This is a genomic window from Sneathia sanguinegens (assembly GCF_001517935.1).
Classification (GTDB): domain Bacteria; phylum Fusobacteriota; class Fusobacteriia; order Fusobacteriales; family Leptotrichiaceae; genus Sneathia; species Sneathia sanguinegens.
Genome location: NZ_LOQF01000015.1, coordinates 1 through 24,818 on the forward strand (window position 1 = coordinate 1; position 24,818 = coordinate 24,818).

The 24,818-nt window shown below is 26.5% G+C and carries 23 protein-coding genes and 1 pseudogene; 14 read left to right on the plus strand and 10 right to left on the minus strand.

The annotated features are described in order from the left end of the window. From AWT65_RS05855 to AWT65_RS05890, 8 genes are all read left to right on the plus strand, one after another. A partial coding sequence (locus AWT65_RS05855; RefSeq protein WP_198142959.1) for a YadA C-terminal domain-containing protein occupies positions 1-3,254 on the plus strand: 3,254 nt, incomplete at its 5' end. Positions 3,255-3,477: 223 nt separating this feature from the next. Beyond that, positions 3,478-4,359 carry a zinc metalloprotease HtpX gene (locus AWT65_RS05860; RefSeq protein WP_198142960.1) on the plus strand — a complete coding sequence of 294 codons (882 nt, stop codon included), beginning with the start codon at positions 3,478-3,480 and terminating at the stop codon, positions 4,357-4,359. 83 nt (positions 4,360-4,442) lie between these two features. Beyond that, positions 4,443-4,784 (plus strand): DUF1648 domain-containing protein, encoded by a 342-nt coding sequence (locus AWT65_RS05865; protein ID WP_066730107.1) that lies wholly within the window; start codon positions 4,443-4,445, stop codon positions 4,782-4,784. Between the two features lie 188 nt (positions 4,785-4,972). Then, the gene (locus AWT65_RS05870) at positions 4,973-5,320 is read left to right on the plus strand and encodes a conjugal transfer protein (RefSeq protein ID WP_066730108.1); all 348 of its coding nucleotides are present in this window, start codon (positions 4,973-4,975) and stop codon (positions 5,318-5,320) included. Positions 5,321-5,733: 413 nt separating this feature from the next. Then, positions 5,734-8,688 carry an autotransporter domain-containing protein gene (locus tag AWT65_RS05875; RefSeq protein WP_066730109.1) on the plus strand — a complete coding sequence of 985 codons (2,955 nt, stop codon included), beginning with the start codon at positions 5,734-5,736 and terminating at the stop codon, positions 8,686-8,688. 222 nt (positions 8,689-8,910) lie between these two features. Continuing rightward, positions 8,911-9,570, plus strand: coding sequence for a hypothetical protein (locus AWT65_RS05880; RefSeq protein ID WP_066730110.1), 660 nt, complete (start codon positions 8,911-8,913; stop codon positions 9,568-9,570). After that, entirely contained in the window at positions 9,563-9,958 is a 396-nt protein-coding gene (locus tag AWT65_RS05885; RefSeq protein ID WP_066730111.1) for a hypothetical protein, read from the plus strand. Before AWT65_RS05880 ends, AWT65_RS05885 begins: the two co-directional genes overlap by 8 nt. 571 nt (positions 9,959-10,529) lie before the next feature. Further along, the gene (locus AWT65_RS05890) at positions 10,530-11,528 is read left to right on the plus strand and encodes an ORF6N domain-containing protein (RefSeq protein WP_066730112.1); all 999 of its coding nucleotides are present in this window, start codon (positions 10,530-10,532) and stop codon (positions 11,526-11,528) included. Positions 11,529-11,624: 96 nt separating this feature from the next. Here the strand turns inward: AWT65_RS05890 and AWT65_RS05895 are convergent, their stop codons facing one another. Together AWT65_RS05895 and AWT65_RS05900 are read right to left on the minus strand one after the other, a co-directional pair. Further along, complete coding sequence (locus AWT65_RS05895; RefSeq protein ID WP_198142961.1) at positions 11,625-12,035, minus strand: virulence RhuM family protein; 411 nt, start codon at positions 12,033-12,035, stop codon at positions 11,625-11,627. A gap of 313 nt (positions 12,036-12,348) precedes the next feature. Next, positions 12,349-12,750 (minus strand): helix-turn-helix domain-containing protein, encoded by a 402-nt coding sequence (locus AWT65_RS05900; RefSeq protein ID WP_066730114.1) that lies wholly within the window; start codon positions 12,748-12,750, stop codon positions 12,349-12,351. 304 nt (positions 12,751-13,054) lie between these two features. Between AWT65_RS05900 and AWT65_RS05905 the strand changes: the two genes are divergently transcribed. Further along, positions 13,055-13,255 (plus strand): helix-turn-helix transcriptional regulator, encoded by a 201-nt coding sequence (locus AWT65_RS05905; protein WP_066730115.1) that lies wholly within the window; start codon positions 13,055-13,057, stop codon positions 13,253-13,255. Position 13,256: 1 nt separating this feature from the next. Further along, the gene (locus AWT65_RS05910) at positions 13,257-13,706 is read left to right on the plus strand and encodes a hypothetical protein (protein WP_066730116.1); all 450 of its coding nucleotides are present in this window, start codon (positions 13,257-13,259) and stop codon (positions 13,704-13,706) included. 74 nt (positions 13,707-13,780) lie between these two features. On the opposite strand, the gene AWT65_RS05915 is transcribed toward AWT65_RS05910, so the two are convergent. Both AWT65_RS05915 and AWT65_RS05920 read right to left on the minus strand, forming a co-directional pair. Further along, positions 13,781-14,689 carry a DNA/RNA helicase domain-containing protein gene (locus AWT65_RS05915; protein WP_083497851.1) on the minus strand — a complete coding sequence of 303 codons (909 nt, stop codon included), beginning with the start codon at positions 14,687-14,689 and terminating at the stop codon, positions 13,781-13,783. A 21-nt stretch (positions 14,690-14,710) separates the two neighbouring features. Continuing rightward, positions 14,711-14,944, minus strand: a complete 234-nt coding sequence (locus AWT65_RS05920; protein WP_066730118.1) for an IS30 family transposase — start codon at positions 14,942-14,944, stop codon at positions 14,711-14,713. Positions 14,945-15,263: 319 nt separating this feature from the next. On the opposite strand from AWT65_RS05920, the gene AWT65_RS05925 reads away from it, so the two are divergent. From AWT65_RS05925 to AWT65_RS05935, 3 genes are read left to right on the plus strand one after another with little or no spacing between them, the layout of a single operon-like run. Continuing rightward, entirely contained in the window at positions 15,264-15,494 is a 231-nt protein-coding gene (locus AWT65_RS05925; protein ID WP_083497852.1) for a helix-turn-helix domain-containing protein, read from the plus strand. Next, a complete protein-coding gene (locus tag AWT65_RS05930) occupies positions 15,469-16,590 on the plus strand; it encodes a hypothetical protein (RefSeq protein WP_198142962.1) in 1,122 nt (373 codons plus the stop codon). The genes AWT65_RS05925 and AWT65_RS05930 overlap by 26 nt, the downstream gene beginning before the upstream one ends. Further along, positions 16,587-17,318, plus strand: a complete 732-nt coding sequence (locus AWT65_RS05935) for a DNA-methyltransferase (RefSeq protein ID WP_066730120.1) — start codon at positions 16,587-16,589, stop codon at positions 17,316-17,318. Before AWT65_RS05930 ends, AWT65_RS05935 begins: the two co-directional genes overlap by 4 nt. A gap of 106 nt (positions 17,319-17,424) precedes the next feature. On the opposite strand, the gene AWT65_RS05940 is transcribed toward AWT65_RS05935, so the two are convergent. The 6 genes and pseudogenes from AWT65_RS05940 to AWT65_RS05970 all read right to left on the minus strand — a co-directional run bounded on the left by AWT65_RS05940 (position 17,425) and on the right by AWT65_RS05970 (position 24,160). Next, a complete protein-coding gene (locus AWT65_RS05940) occupies positions 17,425-18,501 on the minus strand; it encodes a DNA adenine methylase (protein ID WP_066730121.1) in 1,077 nt (358 codons plus the stop codon). Positions 18,502-19,184: 683 nt separating this feature from the next. Continuing rightward, complete coding sequence (locus tag AWT65_RS06950; protein ID WP_066730122.1) at positions 19,185-19,400, minus strand: relaxase family protein; 216 nt, start codon at positions 19,398-19,400, stop codon at positions 19,185-19,187. A gap of 105 nt (positions 19,401-19,505) precedes the next feature. Beyond that, entirely contained in the window at positions 19,506-19,904 is a 399-nt protein-coding gene (locus AWT65_RS06955; protein ID WP_445783334.1) for a relaxase/mobilization nuclease domain-containing protein, read from the minus strand. A 68-nt stretch (positions 19,905-19,972) separates the two neighbouring features. Continuing rightward, positions 19,973-20,283: pseudogene (locus AWT65_RS05960) on the minus strand (plasmid mobilization protein). A gap of 188 nt (positions 20,284-20,471) precedes the next feature. After that, entirely contained in the window at positions 20,472-23,198 is a 2,727-nt protein-coding gene (locus AWT65_RS05965; protein WP_066730123.1) for an ATP-dependent DNA helicase, read from the minus strand. A 560-nt stretch (positions 23,199-23,758) separates the two neighbouring features. Continuing rightward, positions 23,759-24,160: a helix-turn-helix domain-containing protein gene (locus AWT65_RS05970; RefSeq protein WP_066730124.1), complete on the minus strand. Its 402-nt coding sequence runs from the start codon at positions 24,158-24,160 to the stop codon at positions 23,759-23,761. Positions 24,161-24,255: 95 nt separating this feature from the next. Between AWT65_RS05970 and AWT65_RS05975 the strand changes: the two genes are divergently transcribed. Further along, entirely contained in the window at positions 24,256-24,594 is a 339-nt protein-coding gene (locus AWT65_RS05975) for a hypothetical protein (RefSeq protein WP_198142963.1), read from the plus strand. Positions 24,595-24,818: the final 224 nt, after the last annotated feature.

The following is a 24,818-nucleotide window of genomic DNA, read 5'->3' on the forward strand; positions in this document are numbered from 1 at the left end:
ATGGAAAAACTGGAGATAGTAGTGCAGGTTCAAAGGGCTTAACAGGAAATGATGGACTAAATGGAAAAGACCTAACAACTAAGGTAAATGCACTAAGAAATGGTGAAGCAGGAACAGTAGTCTATACAGATAAAGATGGAAATAGATTAGTAAAAGCTAATGATGGTAAATACTATAAAGCAGAATATGTTGAAGATAATGGAGCTTTAAAAGTAGGACATTCTTATGCAGATGAAGTTAAAGATATATTAGCAACATTAGTAAATCCAGATGGAAGTACTGATAAACCAACAACAGTTCTAAGAGTAGCAGATGGAAGTATATCAGATAATTCAAAAGAAGCAATAAATGGTGGGCAAGTATATAATAAATTAAAAGAATATGCTTTAAAAGATGCAAGTAATATTGATATTACTAACTGGGTAACAAAACTTGGAGATGAGAGTCTAGAAAATGGAAATAACTTAGCTAAGAGTAGTGCTGTTAAGGAATATGTTGATAAGATAAAGAGTGGATTAGAAGATAAAGGACTTAAATTTAATGCAGATCTAGGTGGAGAACAAACACAAAAATTAGGAAGTAGTATAAAAATAGCAAGTGCTACAGAGGAAATATCAGACAATGGTATTAAGTATCTTGGAAAGAATATAAAGACTAAGATAGCAAAAGATGGAGATAATAGTATAATCTCATTAGCATTTAGTGATAGTCCAGAATTTAGTTCAGTTAAAATAGGTAATAATGGCAAAACAGTATCAATTACAACATCAGATAAAGGTGGAAGCATAACTGGTCTAGAAGATACTAGTGTAGATAATGCAAAATATGGTCAATCTGGAGTAGCAGCAACTCAAAAAGAAGTTAAAGATGTATTAAATAAGATAAATGCTAATGGTACAGAACAAGATAAGTTGAAGAACGGAACTTTAGGAACAGTAGTTTATACAGACAAAGATGGCAATAAGCTAATGAAAGATACTGATGGTAAATTCTATAAAGCACAAGCAGATGGAACAAAAGAAGAAAATGCTAAAGAAGTAGTTCCAGAAGATGTAATTTTATCAACTGTTAAACCGGATGGTAAAACAACAGAACCTATTACATTAGGTAATGTAGCAAGTGCCTTGGGATTAAGCAAGGATAAAAAAGATAAGAATAATGAAATTCTTAATAAACTTGTTAATAAGGAAGCTAAAAAAGATGTGTATAAAGATGCTGAACTTAACAAGGTAGTAACATTAAGAGACTTACAATTCTTAGCAAGTAAAGGTATTACATTTGTAGGAAGTACAGGAACAGCTACTAAGTTTTTAGGTGATACTATTACTATTAATGGTACTACATCTAATTACAATGGTTTAGATAAGAATAATTTTGCTACTAAGTACGAAACAAAAAATATTGCAGTTAAGGTAGATAATAATACAGGCAATATTGAAGTAGGTCTAGCAAAAGAATTAAAGGCTATAGAATCAATAGAAAATAAAGAAACAAAAGTAACATTAAATGAAAATGGAACAGAGTTTAAGACTGGTACTGATGGAGTAACAACTAAGATTGGTAAAGATGGAATAGAAATAACTAAAAAAGATGCAACAAAACCATCTGTATCAATAAAGGAATCATCAATAGACTTTGCAACAACAACTGCTGATAATAAGACTGTAGGAACTGGAAGTATAACAGGACTTAAGGATTTAGATGATAAGTCTGATGGACATATGGCAGCGAATAAGAATTATGTTGATGAAAAAGTTAAAACAATTACTGGAGATATTGACAAATTGAAGAATAAAGGTCTAAAATTTGCAGGTAATACTGGAGAAACTAAGGAACTTAATGATAAAGTAAATATCAAAGGTGAAGGAACTATAGATAATAAATTTGAAAGTGCTGAAGGTAATATTAATGTTGTTGCTAAAGAAAGTAATGTTGAACTTCAATTATCAGCTAACTTAAAGAATATGAAGTCATTTGAAGCAAAAGATGATAAAGGTAATACAGTAAATATTACAGGTGACAAGATTGAATTTAAGAAAAATAATAAGTCAACATTAACAATTAATTCAGATGGAACAATAACTGGATTAAAGACTAATAGTAGTCCATTTGAATATTACGAAAAGAATAAAGACACAGTATTTGGAAAAGATGGTACAGAATACAAAACTGGAACTATAGTATCTGAAGATGGAAAAGTATATGCAGAAGGTACACAAGAAGTAGAAGGAAAATACTTTGATAAAGGTGATAAGGTTGTAAAAGCAAAAGATGGTAAGTTCTATAAAGAAAAAGATATAAAAGATAGAACTTATGATGAAGCAACTAAGAAATGGAGTGGTGATTCTGCTCAACCTACAGAAGCAACTGAAGCAAAAGCATTAGAAGGTGATGATCTTAAGAATGCAAAAGCAGAAGATAAAGTTGTAGTTAAAGGAAAAAATAATAAATTCTACGAAGCAAGTGACTTAGAAAAAGCAGTATATGATGAAGTTAATAAAGAATATACAAAGGATGGTAACAAGCTTGAAGGTAAAGAAGCAAAAGATGTTGTAATCAAGGCTTTACCAAATAATAAAGCTATGACATTAAGTAATATTGCAAATGCAAGATTAGTAAAGGATTCAAAAGATGCAGTTAATGCAGGTCAAATGTTAGAAGAATTAGATAAGAAGATGAATAAAGATGGATCTAATATTGATAAGAAAGAATTTGCTAATAATATAAGTGAAGGAGCAAATATTACAAAACCTGAAGGTATATTAGTAACAGATAAACAAGTAAATGAACATCTAAATAAAAATTACTATAATAAAACTGAAGTTGATGCAAAGGTAAGTAATATATCTAATACTGTAGTTGAAGCAAACAAGAAATCTGATTTAGCATTAGGAGGAGTAGCAAATGCAGTAGCTATGGCAAACTTATTGCAAGCAAATTCATACTCAAAATACAAGACTAATATATCAGCAGCATATGGATATTATGGAGGATCAAATGCCTTAGCAATAGGTTTCAGTGGAGTTAGTGAAAATAGAATGGTATCATATAGAGTAAGTGGTTCAGTAAATACAAAAGGAAATATAGCATTAGGAGCAGGTTTAGGAGTAATGCTTGGTGAATTTAAGACTGATAAATATCCTGAAAAAGGAAAGAAAATTAGTGAACTTGAAGAAAAATTAAGATTACAAACTGAAAAGACTAATAAGCTAGAAAAACAACTTGAAGAAATTTTGAAACTATTGAAAAAATAGGTACTTTATAAGTAAGGTGTACAAGTAAAATAACTTGTGCACCTTTTTTTATATTAATTTATTCGGTGAAAAAATATAAATTTTATGCAAAAATTGACAAAATTAGAAACTGTTGTATAATATTGTTGTAATTTCCAAATTTAAAGTTAAATTGAAGAAAGGAGAGTATGGTGAATTTCCATGCTATGTAAGTATGTATTTTGTTGAATTTTATGAAAGAATTATGAAAAAATCAAAAATTCCTGTGATTATTTATCTTATTTTAAATCTTTTAATAATTTCTTGTGTAGTATTTAATTTGCTTTTTAGAGTAGTCAATGCTTTGAATATTATACTTGCAATTTTATTAAGTTTTGTCTTGTATTTTATTTCAATTGTAATTGCGTTATCCCCAATTGGTGAATGGATAATGAGAAGACAACTTGGTTGTAAGAAAATTGAAGATATTAGATTGCTAGAATATATTGAGCCTATCTTTAATGAAGTATATGAAAAAGCAAGAAAATTAGATCCTAGTATACCTGCAAATGTTAAATTATATGTAAATGATTCCGAAGAACCAAATGCATTTGCTACAGGTAGAAAAACTGTATGTATTACAAAAGGATTAATTAATATGCCTAGCGACCAAATTAAAGCAACTTTTGGTCATGAATTTGGTCATTTAGCACATAAAGATACAGACTTAATTCTTATTGTTACTGTTGGTAATATGATAATTACAGCCATAGTAACTGTTATACGAGTTATTTTTGCTATATTATATGCAATATTTAATATTTTTTGTTTTGTATCTAAAAAAAATCGTTTATTTGAATATATTGTTGGTTGGCTTGCATATTTATTTGTTACTGTAATTATAAATGGATTTATGTATATATGGACTAAAGTTGGTGTATTACTTGTAATGAAAACAAGTAGATCTGAAGAACTTGAAGCAGATAAATTTTCATTTGAATTAGGTTATGGACAAGAGTTATGTAGACTTTTAGAAGTTATTGGAGATCCAAAAGAAAAAAACTTTTTTGCTAGTTTAGAAAGTAGTCATCCTGATAAAGAACAAAGAATGGAACATTTAAGACAATTAGGTGTCGTAATAGAATAAATATGTATGATATATTGCAATTAATAGAAGTAAGGAGTAAAATAGAGGTTGAGAAGTTACAATATTTTAAGGAGGTTATACGGATGGTAAAGAGAAATAGAAAAACATTAATTTTAACAAGTATTATTACTCTGTTGCCAATATTAGCTGGTATGATATTATGGAATAAACTCCCAAATACCATGGCAATACATTTTGGACTTTGTAACGATGCAAATATGTTTAGTAGTAAAATTGTAGGAGTAATAGGTCTACCACTTATTTTATTGATAATTCATTTATTCAGTGCTTTTGTAACAGCTAAGACTCCTCGTAAGCAAAATATAAGCAAAAATATGTATATGTTTGTCTTGTGGCTAGTGCCATGCATTTCAATTATTATATCAGCAATTATTTATTCATATAACATAGGTATAAATATTTAATAGACATTAAATTAATAAAAATTAAAAATGGTTCAATCCTTTATAAAGGCTATAACCTAGTAAAAACTAGGCTATAGCCTGTTTAAATACAAAAAATATAGATATTGAAAAAAATAATGTGAAAGAATATAATAAAGTTAAAAATAAGCCATAAAAGATAAAAAAGTTAGTAACAAAGGAAAGGTATCATGGCTAAAAGAGAAGAAATAATTTATTTGTGGTTTTCAATGTGGCTTAAACAAAAAGATTTAGGTATAGATGATATTTTTACAAATGATGTAATATATATTGAAAATTGGGAACAAAAATACAAAGATTGTAAGAGTGTAAAATATTGGTTTGATGAATGGAATAAAAGATGGAAAGTTATTCTATGGGATATATTACAATTTTTTCATAAGGATAATCAAACTATTGTAGAGTGGAAATTCAAGTGCATTTATGATGATATAGTTAGTGAATTTGATGGAATATCATTAATTTGCTGGACAGAAGACAATAAAATTAAATTTTTAAAAGAGTTTGGATGTAAGTAAAAAGATAATTTTGATTATGACAAGTATGTGTAATCATATAATAAAAAAATATTGTACTATATTAAAATATAACAGAAAATTTAAAATAATAGTAAGAACTAAAAAAAATACATAATATTTAAATTAAATGTGATAAATTTGTGTTAAAAAAGAAATATTATATCAAAGCTTAATAAAAAATTTAATAAAATATTACAATGAAGAAAATAACAAAAGAAAATATGTAATGCTAAAATATTGGTTGCCATTATTTAATTGATACAAAAAATGTTGCCTTATTGCTAAGGAATATGACTTTTAATTTAGTTTTAATCCAAGGGTATCTTTACTAGAATAGAAAAACATAGTATAAAATTAATATAATAGTGATAGAAAAATTTTTATATAAATTTCAAGTAAAGAAAGGAGATAAAATGAAAAAAATTAAAATACTTAGTTTATTATTTTTTGTAGGTTGTATTGTAAGTTGTAGTAGTGCTAGTGTTGGGTCAAATAATGATATTCATCAAAATATACCCTCTAATGATGAACATAAAGTTGAAGATACTGTAGAACAAGATGATGTTATAGAAGATAATATAACTTTAAAGAATATAGATTCAATAAAATCAAAAGACAATAATGTAGTTAATATATTTGAATGGATAAATGATAATAATGGTGTAGATACTGATAATTCTGCAAAAGATGTAGATGTAGCAATTAATAGTTTGAAAGAAAAAAATATAGATGGGATAAATAAGGCTAATAACACTCATGCTAAACGTGTCTTAATGACATATTTAGAAAACAATGGTGCTAGTGGAAATGATTATAAATTATCAAAACCTGTATCAGATGATGTTTTAGAACATGTTAATTTACATAAATATTTTAGTTATATGGATCATAATAAACATAAAGGTAAAAAAATATATGATGCTAAAGGAATAATTAATTTAAGTTTTGGAGAGGAAAGTTTTCCAAATGTGATACATTTTGTTAAAAATAGAGAAATGTATGTAGAAGATTTTGAAACAACTTTATTTAATGGAAGTGCAGCAATAACTAATTGGTCAAAATTAGCAAATAATATTAAGGGTGATTTTAAAAACGATAGATTAGTGTTAAAAAGTTTAGGTAATGGTGGAAATACTTATTGGTGTTCTAGTTATTCACAATATACATATACTACACTAAGTCCAGAATTACAAAAGATAGCAAGAAATGATATGATATTGGTATCAAACATTATTACACCTAATGTAGATTGGGAAAAATTACCACAAAACAAAGTAGCTACAATAAACAATAAAGATTATTATATTCCAGAATATAATACATCAAAGGCAATGTTACTTAGATCTTTAACAATGGCAGCACCTGGATTTAAAAATAGAAGTTTTGGATCAAGTTATAGTGCACCTTTTGTAGCAAGAACTGCACAAATGATATTGAAAAAATACCCATATTTAACATATAATCAAGTTAAACAAATTTTATTCACAACAGCTACATCTGATAAAACATATTTAAACAATGTTTTTGGTTGGGGTGTATTAAATCAAGAAAAAGCATTAAAAGGACCTGGAGCATTAAATGGTGGTTTAATTGAAGAGGAAAAATATTGGAAAGGAAACTATGACAAAGTAGTAGACAAAAGAGATAAAAACTTATTTTATATGTATGTAGACATACCTAGTGATGTAACATCAATATGGTCAAATGATATTGAAGGTGGATTAAAAGGAGATGGAAATAGTAAGACATACAAAACAGTAAATATACCATCAAATGATAGTAAAACTTATAGATATAGAATACCAGATGTGTTGGATTCAGAAAGAAATTATTATGACAATGTAGCAAAAGGTGGATTAAGAAAAGCTGGTAAAGGTACATTATATTTAACAGGTAAGCAATTATATAATAGTAATACTCAAATATTAGATGGTAAATTAGTATTACAAAATGATAGTAACTCAAAGTATGAAATATTAAATGATGGTATTTTAGAAATATCTGGTAGAAAAGTAAATGTAAATAATAATATATATAATAATGCAAATATGGATGTAAAAAAAGATTTAAATGTAAAAGAATATTATGGAAGTAAAGAATCTAAATTATTGTTAGAAAAAAACATAAATGCAGATAAGTTCATAAATAAAGGTAAAATGCAAGTAGTAAGTAAAAATGGGAAAACACCTACAATAAAAGGCAAAGATGTAGATCTAAAGGATATGGAATTAGAAAATGTTTTTGCTAAAATTGTAGAAAGTGGAAAAGATTTAAATAACAATAAAGTATATGAAGTTGCAGAAAAAAAATATAGGGAATTTAAAGACTTGAGCGAAAGTGAAAAGGAAAATTTACCATATTACGATGTAGTAGCAAAAGAATTTTTTAAAGAATATAAATTTAAATATGGTACTAAGGCAAACAGTAGTTTTATAAATGTAACAGATAAGAGTGAAAGTAGTGCATTAAATAAGATATTTACAGACAACTATACAAGTTTTATAAATGAAACGATAAATGCTAACGATACTATTTTATCAAATAACATATCACAATATAGAATAAACGATAATAACAGTGTATACATGAATAGATTAGATAAATTTAACATATTTAAAGATAAAAGAGCAAATGCTTTTAATAGACATCTTAGTGGATATAGTGTAGGAGTAAAAAAAACATTAGCAAATGATATAAATGTAGGAGTATTTGGAAATATATATAATGGTAAGTATACATTCACAAATGGTGGTAAAATAGAAAATAGTACATATGGTTTAGGGTTGAATGTTAGTGAAGACTTTAATGATATAAGCATCTTAGGTAGTGCAAGTTATAATTTAACATTAGGTGATATGACAAGAACATTAAATAACAATCAAGTTAAAATAAATAATAATTTTGTAGTATCAAATGTGAATTTAAGTTTACAAGGAGAATACAAGAAAAAAGTATTAGACAATTTAGTCATAAAACCAAATGTAGAATTAGATTATAGTTATACAAAACTACATGATGTAAAAGAAAGTATGTCTAGTGACATTTTAAATAATTTAGCATTAGAATTTGAAAACAATAATATACACAAATTAACTACTAAAGTAGGTGTTGATGCAGAATATAAAATAAATAATTTTAGTATTACTAATGGTGTAAAATATTCTTACACTTATTCTACACGAGATTACTTAAATGCTAAATTAGACGATATAGATGTTAAGTTAAGAGGATATAATGAAAATAAACATAAATTTAGCTATAATTTAGGGGCTAAATATACAATAGATAACTTTAGTATAAACGGAGCAATAGGAATAAATACTACAAAAAGAGTAACTACAAGTGTAGGTTTAAGCTATAAATATTAAACTTGATAAACAAAAATAATAAAAATGCTATCTTTTATGATGAATACATAGATCATAGGAGGTGGCATTTTTTATGACATAAAAGTAATTATATCTAAAAAATAATAAAAAAACAATAAGGGGATCTAATATCAGATTGAAAACTACAATTGTATGTAAAAAAAACTATATTTTAAAATAAAAAAATGATATAATTTGTGTATAAATTAGTGGGGGGGGATTATGATGGTAAATTCAAATGAAAGAAAATTAAATTTAAGTGGTTGGTTATTGGAAAAAAATATCGTTGCATATAATTCTCCACTAAAATTACAAAAATTTTTATTATTTTATGAATTAATGAGTAAGGTTAATGGAGAAAAAACAGATTTTACTTATTTAAAAGGATATCAAAAAGGACCAGTATTTAGTGTGGTTTGGGGAGATTATACTAAAGATAGAAATCAATTCAATTCATTAGCAAGATCTACATATATGAAAAATAAAAAAAATATAAATGAAAGAATAGCTATTATATGTAATTATTTAGTTTCAATTCTTAATGAAATTGAATTGTCTGAATTAACACATAAACTTAATTTATGGAGTAATAAAGAAAAATTAATTAATTCGGGGCAAAAACAAGTTGAATTAAGTGAATCGGATTTCGATGATAGAGATAAAAAAATGATTGAAACATTAGAAAAAATGTATTCTATAGAAGAAATTGAAAATTCTATAATTTTACCTATAAATGACATTAATTTTGTTATATCTAAAGAACAATACCCAATGTTAACAGAAACGCATTTAGATACATTAATGAAAATTGTAAAAAATGAAGAATTACATAATCCTGTTTATATAGAAATTGATGAGGAAGGAGCATTAGCAATTGATTAAAAATAGTGATGTTTTAAGAATGAAAATTCCTTATCCAAAAATAGATTCAAAATTGGCATATCAAGCACATATGTATATATGTTATAAAAAAGAACTCAACGATTATAAATTTATAAAATGTCAAACCTTAAAGCCATATATGATAGGTGAGAATAATCCAGTTAATAATTTTATAGATGAATTTCCTGATGAAAATAGAAATCCATTTACTAAACACACACGAATTGATTGTGATAAATTATTAACGAGTATAAGAAGAGATATATGTAAGGAGTTATATAATCAATTAGAATTTAAAATAAAAAATATAGATATTTCAATCGTTAAAGTTATTGAAAGAGATTTAATAATATTAAATAAATTCATTAGATTTATTGATGGTGTATAAAAAAAAGAGAGTGTCTCAAAAAGTCTGTAATTTAAAAAATAATAAAAATGCTATCTTTTATGATGAATATATAAATCATAGAAGGTGGTATTTTTTATGACATAAAAGTGATATATCATAAAGGATAGAAAAAGCTTCAATTGAATTCAAAAAAAGAAGAGTTAAATTAAAATATTTTTCTAAAATAGGATATTCAATATTAAAAAGCTATCATTAAGGGTTTATACATCCAGTGAAGTGGTACTATTACCATATACCTACTTCTAAAGAAATTATATCTAAAAAATAATAAAAGGGGGTCTAATATCAGATTGTAAACTACAAGTTATGCTGACCTATATACTACTTTATTAAACAAAATAAGCTCCTTACCAAAGGGTAAAGAGTTTGTTTTACTAGAGTTAATCGCAATACCGTCGGCTTTGATTGGCAGATGGTTTTATGAAAATGTAAATAACGGAATTGTAAAAAATGTAGAACACATCGGAAAAGCGGAAGGTGGAGTAGAAAAAAGCTACGCAGTGCGTGGCGGACTGGAAAAGATATTTAGATAATTTTGGAGGTGCATATCATGGCAGAAGAAAACAGAGAAATTGTAGTGATAGATGAAACTACAATGAAAAGTAAGATTTACTATATAAGAAATCAAAAGGTTATGCTTGATTTTGAACTTGCTGAAATATATGGATATGAAACAAAAACATTTAATCAGCAAGTTAAGAATAACATAGAAAAATTTGATGAAGATTTTAGATTTCAACTTACAAAAGATGAATGGGAATTTTTGAGGTCAAAAATTTTGACCTCAAAATCAGATGAAGGGGCAGGTGGTAGAAGATATATGCCTTATGCCTTTACAGAACAGGGAATCTATATGCTTATGACCGTATTAAAAGGAGAACTTGCTGTTAAGCAAAGTAAGGCTTTAATACGAATGTTTAAGCAGATGAAAGACTTTATAATCGAAAATCAAGATTTTATTAGCTCAAAAGAATTAGTGCAAATAGCAGTACAGACAAATGAAAATACAAAGGATATAGCTGAAATAAAGTCGCGAATGGCTACAAAAGAAGATTTGAAAAAGGTGATGGATAATTTTATAGATCCGGACACTTACAAGCATTTCCTTTTGATGAATGGAGATAAGATTGAAGCGGATGTTGCCTATACTAAAATATATAAGTCTGCAAAGAAAAGCATTTATGTAATAGATAACTATATAGGACTTAAAACATTGGAACTTTTAAGAGCTGCAAAAGATAATGTCGAAGTCATTATATTTAGCTACAATGTCAGAAATAAAGATATGCTTACAAAAAATATCCTAAACGATTTTAGAAGAGATTATCCAAATATTAACTTAAAAATGAAGATAGCAGGAAGAAAGTACCATGATAGATATATTGCTATTGACTATGGAGCAGAAAATGAAGCCTTTTATCTTTGTGGAGCATCATCGAAGGATGCAGGTAATAAAATATCAAGCATTACCAAGATAGAAGAATCTTCTAAAGATATGTATCATACAATGTTTGGTGGAATGTTAAGCAATAAAGATTTGAAAATTTAATATACAGATAACAGATTAGACAGTTATACGAGCTTTAAGCAAGGCGATAGAAGTAAAATTTATCGTCTTTTTTAATTGAAACAAACAGGAGGAAAACTATATGCAAGAAAATAAAAATGAACAGAATACAGGTACAATTTGGTTCGCCCACTTTCTAAATTGGACGGCACGTTCGTTATTTACTTTAAATCCTACTGCAATAATTGTTTGTAGGTTATAGTGTTTTGTATTATATGATTTTCCGTCATTTGCAGTTATTAAGTATTTCTTAATAACTGAATTTTCGTCTAGTTCGTTATCGTCAAATATTTTTTTTAGATGTTGATTTATTGCCGATACACTTACATCATAAAGAGCTGCCATCATCTTTTGAGTTAGCCAAATATTTTCATTTTCATATCTAATTTCAATGGCTTCTTGGTTATTACCGTTAGCTGCAATAAAAGTCAAGTATTCAGCAGCAGATGATCTAATTTGAATTTCTTTTTTATCCTTTTCTTTACTCATAATTTCCTCCAAGTATAAATTTCATTCTACCTTTAAAGACTGGAATGCTAATCAAGAATACATTTTTTTGTTATTGGTAATTGATGATAAGTTTGACCTATAATCTTAAAAGCGGTTTATAAAAGCATTTACTGATTTTTGGTAGCTTTTGATTTATTAAAGCTAGCAATATTCCATAAATTATTACTACTGTAATTGAAAGGAGAATAGCTAATTTGTTATCTAGTTTATCTTTTATGGATATATAAAATTCTAAACCTATAACTATAAAATCAAATAAAAATTCTGTATTTTTACATATAGCGATTCATGCTCATAAAATCACATAATCTTTGTATTTCTTGTTTTCTCTTTTAGCCTCCCAATAGGCACGGGTAATAGCTTCAAAAGCAGCATCTTTATCTTCGTCAGAAATTTCTTTACCTGCAAATAAAGAACTTATACCTTCTGTTAATGCTCTTGCTTTTTCTAATTCTTTTTTGCCACTCATGTTATAAACTCGATTTAAAAACTCGTCACTTTCTTCTAGAAGATAATTGTAATCACAGTCCATAACTTCAGCTATTTTTTTGTAAACCTCGATATCTCTTGGGTATCTTTCTCCGTCTTCATAATGTACAAGAGTTCTTGTACTTATTCCTATCATTTTTGCAAAATCTGTTTGACTTAAATGTTCTTTTTCACGAAAATTCTTTAATCTATCCGCAAAAGCCATAACTTTAACCTCCTGATACAATGCAAACTGAACTTATATTCATATTATAGAACAAACATTCAAGTTTGTAAATACGTTGTATTGGGGTGATTAGATGGGATATCTACCAAGAGCACAGCAAGCGATAGTGAATTTCAATGACGGAACTATTAAGAAATTCTTAATAGTTGCTCTTTATTTTTATCTATTTATTTACTAATAATTACCTCCGAGTATAAAAGCAAAAAAGCAAAGCACGCTTGACAAAAAAAGTAAAGCGAGCTATGCTATATATGTAAAGCGAGCTTGCTATTGGAGGAGAAAAATGAAAAATATAATTTCTCAATTAAGAAAACAACATAAAATAACTCAAGAAGAATTGGCAAATGAAGTTGGAGTAACAAGACAGACCATAACTTCCATTGAAACTGGAAAATATATAGCGTCACTGCCGTTGGCTTTTAAAATTGCTAAGTTTTTTGATATGAGTATCGAAGAAATATTTAGTATAGAGGAGGATGATTAATATGAACAAATTAGAAAAATATAAAAAAGAAATAGGATTTAGAATTAATATTTTATTATTATTATGTATATTAGCCTTACTCGCAGTTGTTATTGGTAATTTTTATTTAAAATATAAATTTCCATTAAAAGAAGATATGACAGATTATGTAGTAGGATTTTTTATTGGAATTGAATTAGCATGTGTATTCTATATGTCAATGTTTATTAAAGCATATAGGAATAGAGATATATTGGAAAAGATGTATATTAAAGAAACAGATGAAAGAGTGATATTAATAAAGATGAAGTCAGGAGAAAATATAATACCTATATTTTCAATGGTTATTGTAATTGTTGCTTTAATTGTAGCGTATGTAAGTTATGAAGCCTTTTTAGCGTTAATGATAGTTGCAATTGTACAAATAATACTTTCTAAATTATTAAAAATATATTGGTCAAAAAAGATTTAAAAAGGTATTAGACGATAGAAATTAAAAATTCTATCGTCTTTTTGCCATACAAGCTTTAGTATAGGACACACTTCTTATTTTTTTTGAAGTTTCATTAAATAATTTCTTAAGTTCTCATCACATGCATAAATGTACAATCCATTAACACCACGAGTCATAAGTATTCTTAATTCGTTTTTAGAAAATTTTTCAGCAAAACTTTGTTTTACATCCTCAGTAATTGTACGTTTTCTTGTCATTTTATCATATGCTTTTTTTGAAGTGTCATACACTATTTTCCCATTTTCATATTTAATTGATGGACCTAATATTACACCAGCATAATTTAAATCAAAACCTTGTATAGTAAATGTAGAACCAACTTCATTTATTGTTTCTTTTTGTTCAGCCCATGCATCATTTTTATTGCTTGATTTATGAGGTATAGCATTGTTCCATGGCATATGCCAGTCACCTATATTTACACAATTATATTTACTAGCTTCTTCTGATACCATAGAAATATCTTTATTCTTAAAATTATAGTCCCAGTCATATGTAGCTATAAGTCTAGACAATTTAGTCTTATCATTATTTGCTTTATTTTTAATAGCTTCATTAAGTTTATCTGGAGTGTCAAAGAATTTTATTTCATAATTACCTAAGTTAGTAGGTAATTCGTTAATTATACCATTTTCAATAAAATTATTTATCCAATCAAGAACTTCTTTTGAACTATTTATTCTTAATTGAGTTTTTAAACGTATTACTGGGAATTCAGACATATTTCTAAATTTATTAATGTCACTATCAGATAAATATTGTTCGGTTGTAAGTATTTGATTTTCATCAAACATAGCAATAGTAACTTTAGCTTTTTTTACAATGTCTTCTAACATATTATTACATTTTTTATTGTTCTTATTATAAAATCGTGTTGATCGAGTTAAAAGAAGATGAGCTTCATCAACAAATACAATATCAACTTCTAAATTACCATAAATGACGAGTTTTTTTTCTAGTAGTTATGCCTTTATTTTTTCTTCATAAATTTCTTTAGATGTCCGCCCTCCAAACATCTTTCTAGGATAATTATTCATATGTTCTGTTATCGCATTTATTTCTTTTACGCTATATTTTGATATTTTTGTAACTTTTGGTATAAATTTCCTTATTATTTTATTTTGTACCTCATTGCTTCCTCTTTCGAACGAGCAATATGGGTGACTATAATACCATGTAACTCCTTTGACTTCCATACCCCCTTATAAAATTCTACACCATTGTCTGATGTTATTGTCTTTAATATCATTTTTCTACTGTATTTTTCACTATTTCCGCTTTACAGCTATCTATTTTACGAATTATTTCTAATCTACTATATCTTTCTGTTAAGACCAATAATGATGTACTTTTGCCTTTTAATGTACCTTTTACAGTATTGATTTTCCAATGACCGTCTTCTGACTGCCTTTATTTTTTTTAAAAAGAAACACGTTGTTACTTATAGACCGTTGACTAATATGCCACATAAATATAGGATATTATTAAAATAACTGGAAAAGGGCGGTGATCTATTTGTTAGAGGAATTTGGGGAAAGAGTAAAAGAATTAAGAAAAAATATAGGCCTTAGTCAAGAAAAATTTGCATTAAAAATTAATATGGATCGAACTTATTTAGCATCAGTTGAAGCGGGTAATAGAAATATTTCGTTAAAGAATATTGAAAAAATTGCAGATGGGTTTGACATGTCTATATCGGAATTATTTAAAGGAGTTGAAAATGAGAGAAGACAAAAAAATTTATAAATTAAATAAAAATGATCAAGTTAGAAATTTAAAAAAAGATGATAAAATATATGTAGATGATGCAAATGATGAAATTAAGATAATTAAACAAAATAAAGCTACTAAAAAAAGCGTTGAAAATAATAAAGAAAAAGAGACATTGGTAGATAATGACTTTGATGAACAAGAAATTGAAAATCTGGACATAGTTGATGATAATGGGTTAAATGTATCTGATAAAACAGAAAATTTAAATGAAATGGAGACAATAGTTAAGGATATAGTCTTTGCTGAATTTTCAAGATTAATCGATACTATAGAGGATGATTTTATTGTTAATTATAATAAGAAAAGGTATAACTTTTTACTATCACAACTTGATGAACTTGTTACTGCCACTATGGTGTTTGTAAGTAGCTTTGAATCAAAAAGTGGTTTTGCAATAGAGAGAGTAGCAGAGAGGGTAGCAAGAGTAAGGTACGGAGAAGAAAATGTACCTTATATTATAAATCCAAGAGGTCTCGAACACAATATTCAAGCGGAAGTCGTGAATGGTCAGATTATTGTGACTGATATAGACTTAGATCACGGGACTTTAAAAGGGGAGATTGCAAAATTTAGAGCTAGTAATGTCGCAAGTGGAAGAGGAAAAAATAGGAAAGAAAGTGGAGTTACTCAAGAGAGTATTAAGGAATTGATACCAATAGGACAAGAGTATAAAATCGATGAGATAAAAATCAAACCTGTAGACTTGGCTTTTTATGATGGTGAGAATTGGAACATTCTAGAGTTAAAAGCTGGAGGAGATTTAGATAGCTCTAATGCACCGTCGAATATAGAAAAATTACTTTCGATTTATACAGGTGTAAATGTAGAAAATGCAAAAGTATATTTTGCAACACTTTATAATAAAGATGGGGAAGGTAATACATGGACAGGAGCTGTAAAAAAACATATGGCTTACCCAGAAATGTTTTTGATAGGAAAAGATTTATGGAATAAAATTTTGCCTAAAGGGATTGTATATGAAAGATTTACAGAACTTTATAAAATTGCTTTAGAGGAAATAGATTTAAATGAAAGAATCAAGTCTATGATAAGGAGTGCTCTGGAATGAGATATGGTAGAATATTTAATGAAGATTGTTTAAATCATATACGTACTTTACCAAATAATTCAATAGATTTAATCTTAACAGACCCTCCATACAATATAGCACAGTATTCAAGAGGAAACATTAAATTACCGAACAGATCAGAGGTTAATAATGATTTAGGTGAATGGGATCATAAGGAAATTAATCCATTCGAATTTGTCGATGAATTCAAAAGAGTTCTTAAACCAGAAGGAAATATTTTTATATTTACTAGCTACAATTTAATTGGTAAATGGCATGAAGCATTTGATAAAGAATTTGATACATTTCAATATTTTATTTGGCACAAAACAAATCCAATGCCAAAAATATATAAAAATGGATTTTTAAATAGTTGTGAGATGATTATTTGTTTGTGGAATAAAGGTCATAAGTGGAACTTTACAAATCAAAAAGAAATGCATAATTTTTTTGAAAGTCCAATATGTATGGGTCAAGAAAGACTTAAAAACCCAAAACATCCTGCTCAAAAACCATTAAGACTGATTAGACATTTAATGACCATTGGGAGTGATGAAGGAGATATTGTTTATGATCCTTTCATGGGAGTAGGAACCACATGTGTCGCAGCAATAGAGACAAAAAGGAAATTTATAGGGGTAGAAATAGATAAAGAGTTTTTTTATGCATCCAAAAAAAGAATTAAGGAACAAATAAAAAAATCAGAATATGCAAATAGAAGCTTATAGAGGTTATGTAAATAATTTTATACAGCAATAGAGTACCTCTTGCTTAATTTACTGTATTTTAAAGCAGGAGGTACTCTATTTAAAAATTCAAAGAACATTATTATAATTAAAAATTTTTAATGATTAAATGAGTTACACTTCTTTCGTTTCTGCTCCTAACATTATAGGTATAATTTTTTTCAAAATATAGAATGTTAAAATCAGATTTATATAAATTATATATAAAGTCTGTGTTTTTAATTATCAAAATAAATTTTGATGGAACTCTTTTTAAATAATTACATAATCTTATCTGGTCATTTAAATCAAAAGATTTACCTTCATAATCAGAAAAGTCAGTATCATACGGAGGATCTAAAAAAATAAAATCATCATTTGTTAGTTTTATTTTATCTAAGAAAATTTCAAAATCTAAATTGTATATTTGAGTATTTTCAAATATATTTTTAGTTTCTACATTAAAAAGCGAAACAATTTTTTTTGTAAATTGTTTTCTATTATAACTCATACCACCGTAAGGTATATTAAACTCACCTTTTTTATTATATCTGAACATTGAACCATAACAGTATTCTCTGATAAAGTAGAAGTTTGCAATTTCAAATTCTTTAGATGTATCTAATCTATTTAGGTTTATATCATTATATATATTCCTAAAATGTAAATAAAATCCACTTGTGAAGCCTGTTATTAAATTTTCTAATAAATCATTATCACTAAATTTTCTTTTTAAATTATTTTGTTTAGTCCTTTTAAATTTATCTAATACACTTGCTAATATTATTTTTGTATATGAGTCTAAATCTAAAACAAGTTCCTTTGATACCTTTGTCTTTGATATAATAAATTTAACAATATCAATTGATTTATTATTATCATCATTTAAATAAGCTTCAAGAATTTTATCGCTATATGAATCGCACGTATTAATAAGAGAAATGAACGAAGTATCGTATTCTAATAATATATTTTTAAATTCTTCATTTTGATTTCTAACAAGTTCATAGAAACAAATCAAAGAAGAAGAAATATCATTGATTTTAGCTTTAGAAGGCATTAATTCAAAAAAAACTGCTCCGCCACCAAAGAAAGGTTCAATGTATCTTGAATATTGTGGAATTAAATCCTTAATTTTATCAAATTCTCTAGATTTGCCGCCTGGCCATTTTATTATTGGTTTCAAAATAAATTTCCTCCTTAATACACAATTATAATATAGCATAAATGTTACTTAAAGTCAACGTGATTAATACTGTACAATAATCGTTAAATTTAGTAAGTAATTTTGTGAAAATTTCAAATATAGTATGGAATATATCTTTAATAATCTATTAGATGATTTAAGATTTAAATTACCTCTCCACTTCTTTTCCATAATAATTTTCATAGTTTTTCCTATACTGAACAAGGTCAGAAAATTGTTCTTTATTTAAAGAATACTCTTGCATAAGGGTGTTCTTTTTTTCTTGAAATTTATAGAGTGTCGTTAATATTTCTTTGGTGTTTGGTAGTTTTTTATAGTTTTCTAAAATTTCTTTAGTGGCTATTTTATAAACATAAAGTTCGCTATAATACTCCTCTACAAATTATTTATCTTCAGGATTTTTCTTGTGGTATTTATATTTTCCATATCTCGAGATAAACTCTTCATTTTAGTTTCAATCTTCTTTATTTTAACTAATAAGTCTTGTCTATCATCAACAGATTTTTTAATTAGATCATCGAGTTGGGTAATGGAATTAATGCCTTGTTCTCTTAACTTAATTATTGAATCAGCCATCGTTTTGATATTATGTTTTCTTGTTCAATCTTCATAACCTTTAGAGGATTGTGGTTTTTCATTAGTAGATATATCAATAACATTACCTACAAGTTTTTAATAGGATTAGCTTTGTTTTTTATAGCTAAATCTATCCTTTCTTTGATTTTTTCCTCAGTATAATCTTCTCCGATAGTCTTTTCTCTAGTAAATCTTTGCTTATCTTTATGACGAAAAGAAATGTGTTTACCAAACTTAATTTCAAAATCAAGAGATTTCATATTTTCTACAAATTCTTCCCACGAGTTAGACTTATTAATCATTCTATCTATATCAAATTGCAGTTTAGATTTCCAGGAATTTTCTTTCTTGTTTTGGTCATATTCGTACCAAGATTTACCGGCAGTTTTATATTTTCTTTTGTAAGCTTAATAATATTCATCGATGACTGAAAGCTTATTTTTTTTAAATAATTCGTCACTTTGATACCTAATTTTGTGGTAAGATTTTTTATTATATTGGTAGCATTTACCAGTCTTGTAATTAACATTATTAAAAATAATATGGTTATGGATATGCCTTCTATCTATATGAGTTGCAAGAACAAATTCATAATCTTTTTTTAAAATTTTCTTGCATAACTCCATTCCAATTTCGTGAGCTTTTATAGAATCATCCTCTCCTGGTAGAAAAGATTGGATTAAATGTCTAGCTAAAACTGAACCTTTAGTATCATTATCTTCTCGTGTTTTCATAAATTGAATGCGTGAAGTAGATGGATGACATTTAAATGAAGATACCAAGATTTTTTCATCAGTTTTTTTCACTCTTAGTTATATAATCTATTGCCAAATTTAGAGTTGATTTTATAGGATGTATTTTTGTAATAGCCATACTAATCACCAGAACTTTCTTTTGATTTATTAAGAAGCAGGGAATGGATCTGCCATATTTCTTTTGATAATTTTTCTATCTGCTTATTCATTGAGTCGAAATAATACAAGTTGTATTAGTTGCTTTTACAATCTGGTTTATATTATTTGTTGCATTTGAAAGTAGCCATTGTAGGTTTCTAAATGGTTCTAAATCTACAACATAAATCTCTTTTTCTAATACACATTTTCTAAGAAAATGAGACATAGTTTTGCAATTAGCAAGTTTCATTTTCTTTTCAAAGACTTCTTTCTCTTCCTTAGTTAGTTTTATTTATATTCTTTCATTTCTAAATCTATTTGCCATTTTTCCCACCTTTATAAAATATATTTTTGGGTCTTAGGGTTCTCCCTAACAAGGTAAAAATTAAAAAAATGGAGCATTCCGTTATAAGGTCTGCTCCATTAATTTTTTCGTAAGTGTCCGTACACCTACTGTGCTTGCTATTAAAGTTATAAGCATTAAACGTGTATTAAGTTATTATTAAAAATTTCTATTCCTGATATAGTTGATAGCAAATTAGCATCTCTATTTATATTTTTATGTTTCAAGTTATTTAGTATATATTGTCCGGTTTCTGGACTCCAATATATTTTTAATTTTTTCTTTGCTCTAGTAATTGCGGTATAGAAAATATTGTGTGTTATTCGTTCTTCGGAATCTTTAGTTATTATTATTTTTACAGAATCATATTCTAACCCTTGAGCTTTATGAATAGATATAGCATAAGAAACTTGAAATGGAACATTAGACATTGTATCGTCATCTTCATCTGTGTTATTTGCTTTTTCAACATTAAACGAAATAATAGAATTTCCTGATTTTGAAATTCCTTTAAGTTGGATGTTATATCCCAAAGCATCCAATTCATTTATTGAATATTCTAATTCTATATCAAAAGTTATTCCTTTATTGTCATAAGAAATATCTTTTATTATACCCTTTGCATTATTATGAATTAAAGGTGAGAATCTATTATTCTCATTGAAAAGTATTGGATCATTAACTTTATAAGAGTTCATTTCCCAAATAAAAGATTTATTAGGGTTTTGATTTTGTAAGAGTTTATTTATGTTGTTAATTCCATAAAGTCCATCATAATTTAAGCATAAAATTATTTCATCCATATATTGTTTTTTAAATATTGATTCATTTAAAATTTCAACATTTTCATTATCAATCATAGATTCAAGAATTTCAGGATTAATTTCACGAACATTATCCCAAACTTTTTTTAATTTATCGTTTGTAGTTCTATAAGAATTAGTTAAATTGAATAATATTTTATTAGGAACAAATTTGTTTATCAAATTGAACCAGTTTCCAAAACTTATTGATTCAATTTGATAAATGTCTCCTACTAAAACAAGCAATTTAAAATTCATATTTTCTAATATTTCAGCCATATTTAAATTACTAACTGTGCTGCATTCATCTATAAATAGTATATCACAGTTAATGCTATCTTTGAAATTGAGATATTTACTTATAGTCATAAATTCACAATTTTTAGTTGCAATTTTCCTTCTCATATTTTCAACGCCAGGATGAGTATTAGCTATAAAAACTTTATTTTTGTTTGACCAAAAATTAGAAATGTGTTTTATAAAGGTAGTTTTTCCTGTTCCTGCTGCTCCATAAATTATTGAAACACAAGATTGTGAAAACATATGTTTCAAAGCTTCTTTTTTATATTCATCGTCAATATTATAATTTTCTGTTTTTAGCCAAGATTCTACAGATTCCTGATATTGAACAACACCTTTTTTAGATAAGTTCTTAATTCGATTAATTATTTTAACAGAATCATCCAAATAACCAGAAATATATATATAATTTTTATACCGTTGTATACTTCTAGATTTATGTTTGTAATATAAAGAATTGTTATAATTTTTAATTAAAGATTCTATATTTTCAAATCCGCAAAGTTCTTCTATAGGTGTAAATAATTTACCATGAATTTCTGAATTGTTTTTTAATACTCTTGCAAGTAGTTCATGTTCATGGGAATCTAGAGGTATTGAATCATAAAGATCTTTAAGTTTAGGATTATGAAAAACCAAAGAAGAACAATATGGCATTTCATCAAACGGTATTGCTTTATAGTTTAAAAACAAGTTAGATAATTTCTCACATGAAGAATTATAAAGTTGTCTTTTAATTGTTTCGTTATTCATTCTATTAAGTAGATATAATAGGATATTAGCACCAGGATTTTTACTATTAACTATAGCTCTACACTTGTCAAATAAAGAAGAAAGGAGAGTTTTTTTAGAATTAAAAATTTTATTTGAATAAAAACTGTATTGTGCTTCATCCATACCTATAAATTCATTTAATGAAAAGTTGCTAGTAGTTAGAAATTGCATTAGATTTAAATATTCTGACGAATTGGTTTTTATTTTTAAATCTAAATTGAATATTTTAGCAAAATTATTTAATTCGCAAGGTCTTATAGATATTTCATAATTATCTATAATATAAATCGGCATTGTAGTATCAAGCATATTAATACTATCTTTATATAGAGATAATTTAACAGAATAGTTATCTGGAATATCTAAATTAGTAAAAGCAATGATTCGACTATATTTACTAGTATTTGAGTATGCAGTTACAAAAGTAACTTCATAATAAATTTTACAATCAATAAAAAATGGTTTTATTTTTTGTATATAGTATCTATCGTTATAATTTACTTTATTATTAAAATATTCTTTATTATTAATTTTTTTTGATATTTTAGTATAATATTCCAATATAGAAGAATCAGTATTTAATGGAAATTTATCAAGATTATTTATAACATCAATATTATAATTATTTTTTAAAAACAATTTTGCTTCATAAATATATTTATAATATTTAAGCATTAATCTTTCAGATGCTTCTTTATCATTTGTATAGTGAGAAACGGAAATTTTAAGTAATTTATAAAAATCTGATAGAAATTTATATTTATTATTCGATTTTATAAAATTAATTGCTTTTACTCTAACACCATTATAGTCTTTAGGGTCTAAATCTTTTCCGTTTGAAAAAACTTTTATGGCTATATCTTCAACTAGATTTCTTAGTTGGCTTAGTATATTTTGGCTTAATAGTCCTCTGTCATTGCTAAAGATATTAATATTATCATCAATAGATTTGCAAGTTATTGATATTGATTTATCTATTTTATTCATAATCTCCTCCATTAATAAATTTCATTCTACTTTGATATACAATTACATAGTGTATGAAGTTATTCAACATTATAGTTTTTGTGAAAGGTATTTGGTGGTATTTTTGATTAATCACATTAAATGCAACTAGTACATTTATTATAAAATCAAGTGCCAACCATAGTGCAACTTATGATTCAATAAAAGCAATTATATAGTTTAGAAGTTTACTGATTTTTGGTAGCTTTTGATTTATTAAAACTAGCAATATTCCATAAATTATTACTACTGTAATTGAAAAGGGGATAGCTAATTTGTTATTAGGTAGTGATGAGATAGTAGAAAACTATATCCTATAATAAAAATTCCCATAGAGTTTCCCAATAATAATCATCATGTTCAGGGCAACATTAATTATTTTATTAAACTTGCCCATTTTTGCTAATAATGAGCTACAAAAATATTAGCTTCAGTCCTAAAAGTATTTTTGTTTCAGGTAGATATACCAGGTTAATATTCAAAGCATTTATTAATTCGATTAACCTTATCATATATATAGAGATTCATACTCATAAAATCACCTAATCTTTTTTCTTATGACCGTATTTCTTGTTTTCTCTTTTAGCCTCCCAATAGGCATGGGTAATAGCTTCAAAAGCAGCATCTTTATCTTTGTCAGAAATTTCTCTACCTGCAAATAAAGAACTTAGACCTTCTGTTAACGCTCTTGCTTTTTCCAATTCTTTTTTGCCACCCATGTTATAAACTCGATTTAAAAACTCGTCACTTTCTTCTAAAAGATAATTGTAATCACAGGCCATAACTTCAGCTATTTTTTTGTAAACCTCGATATCTCTTGGGTATCTTTCTCCGTCTTCATAATGTACAAGAGTTCTTGTACTTATTCCTATCATTTTTGCAAAATCTGTTTGACTTAAATGTTCTTTTTCACGAAAATTCTTTAATCTATCCGCAAAAGCCATAACTTTAACCTCCTGATACAATGCAAACTGAACTTATATTCATATTATAGAACAAACATTCAAGTTTGTAAATATGTTGTATTGGGGTGATTAGATTGAGAATAAGTAAAACTTTAAAGAATATACTGAATATGTATGCAGATTATTTGTATCTTTCTACATTTGCTCCAGAAAAAGTTGAAGAAAAGTTTAATAATAGAGTATCCAATGTAATGGATAGCAAGCTTATGTTTTTAATAATTTATGATGCCTGTATTAGGCTAAAAGTTTATCCAGAGTATGGAGAAATCTATCATAAGATTATTTATAACTACTACATTTCTGAAAAAAAGATTACTGATGAAGCTTGTATGAGATGTGTATCTTTAGAGAAAACTGTTTATTATCAAAGAAAGAAGGTAGCAATTGCATCGGTTGGTGTAATAATTTGGTGATATACTTTACCTATTGCTATTAGTCAACTTGAAGACGGTCGTAGCATTGAAGAAATAATGAACATTTAAGAAATTAATTTATGAAAAAGTACCATATACGAATTTTATGTGTACTTAAGTACATATATAATATCCATGATGGGTGATTAACACCTAAATTTAATATTGGCATTCATTGACTGAAAGAATTTATTTTATTTCGGTCTTTTTTTTTTTTTTTTTTG

Bases quoted from the DNA above. Each gene is read 5' to 3' on its own strand.
- AWT65_RS05860 (WP_198142960.1), top strand. From the start codon at position 3,478: ATGAAAAAATCAAAAATTCCTGTGATTATTTATCTTATTTTAAATCTT.
- AWT65_RS05865 (WP_066730107.1), top strand. From the start codon at position 4,443: ATGGTAAAGAGAAATAGAAAAACATTAATTTTAACAAGTATTATTACT.
- AWT65_RS05870 (WP_066730108.1), top strand. From the start codon at position 4,973: ATGGCTAAAAGAGAAGAAATAATTTATTTGTGGTTTTCAATGTGGCTT.
- AWT65_RS05875 (WP_066730109.1), top strand. From the start codon at position 5,734: ATGAAAAAAATTAAAATACTTAGTTTATTATTTTTTGTAGGTTGTATT.
- AWT65_RS05880 (WP_066730110.1), top strand. From the start codon at position 8,911: ATGATGGTAAATTCAAATGAAAGAAAATTAAATTTAAGTGGTTGGTTA.
- AWT65_RS05890 (WP_066730112.1), top strand. From the start codon at position 10,530: ATGGCAGAAGAAAACAGAGAAATTGTAGTGATAGATGAAACTACAATG.
- AWT65_RS05895 (WP_198142961.1), bottom strand. From the start codon at position 12,035: ATGAGTAAAGAAAAGGATAAAAAAGAAATTCAAATTAGATCATCTGCT.
- AWT65_RS05900 (WP_066730114.1), bottom strand. From the start codon at position 12,750: ATGGCTTTTGCGGATAGATTAAAGAATTTTCGTGAAAAAGAACATTTA.
- AWT65_RS05905 (WP_066730115.1), top strand. From the start codon at position 13,055: ATGAAAAATATAATTTCTCAATTAAGAAAACAACATAAAATAACTCAA.
- AWT65_RS05910 (WP_066730116.1), top strand. From the start codon at position 13,257: ATGAACAAATTAGAAAAATATAAAAAAGAAATAGGATTTAGAATTAAT.
- AWT65_RS05920 (WP_066730118.1), bottom strand. From the start codon at position 14,944: ATGGAAGTCAAAGGAGTTACATGGTATTATAGTCACCCATATTGCTCG.
- AWT65_RS05930 (WP_198142962.1), top strand. From the start codon at position 15,469: ATGAGAGAAGACAAAAAAATTTATAAATTAAATAAAAATGATCAAGTT.
- AWT65_RS05935 (WP_066730120.1), top strand. From the start codon at position 16,587: ATGAGATATGGTAGAATATTTAATGAAGATTGTTTAAATCATATACGT.
- AWT65_RS06950 (WP_066730122.1), bottom strand. From the start codon at position 19,400: ATGATTAATAAGTCTAACTCGTGGGAAGAATTTGTAGAAAATATGAAA.
- AWT65_RS05965 (WP_066730123.1), bottom strand. From the start codon at position 23,198: ATGAATAAAATAGATAAATCAATATCAATAACTTGCAAATCTATTGAT.
- AWT65_RS05970 (WP_066730124.1), bottom strand. From the start codon at position 24,160: ATGGCTTTTGCGGATAGATTAAAGAATTTTCGTGAAAAAGAACATTTA.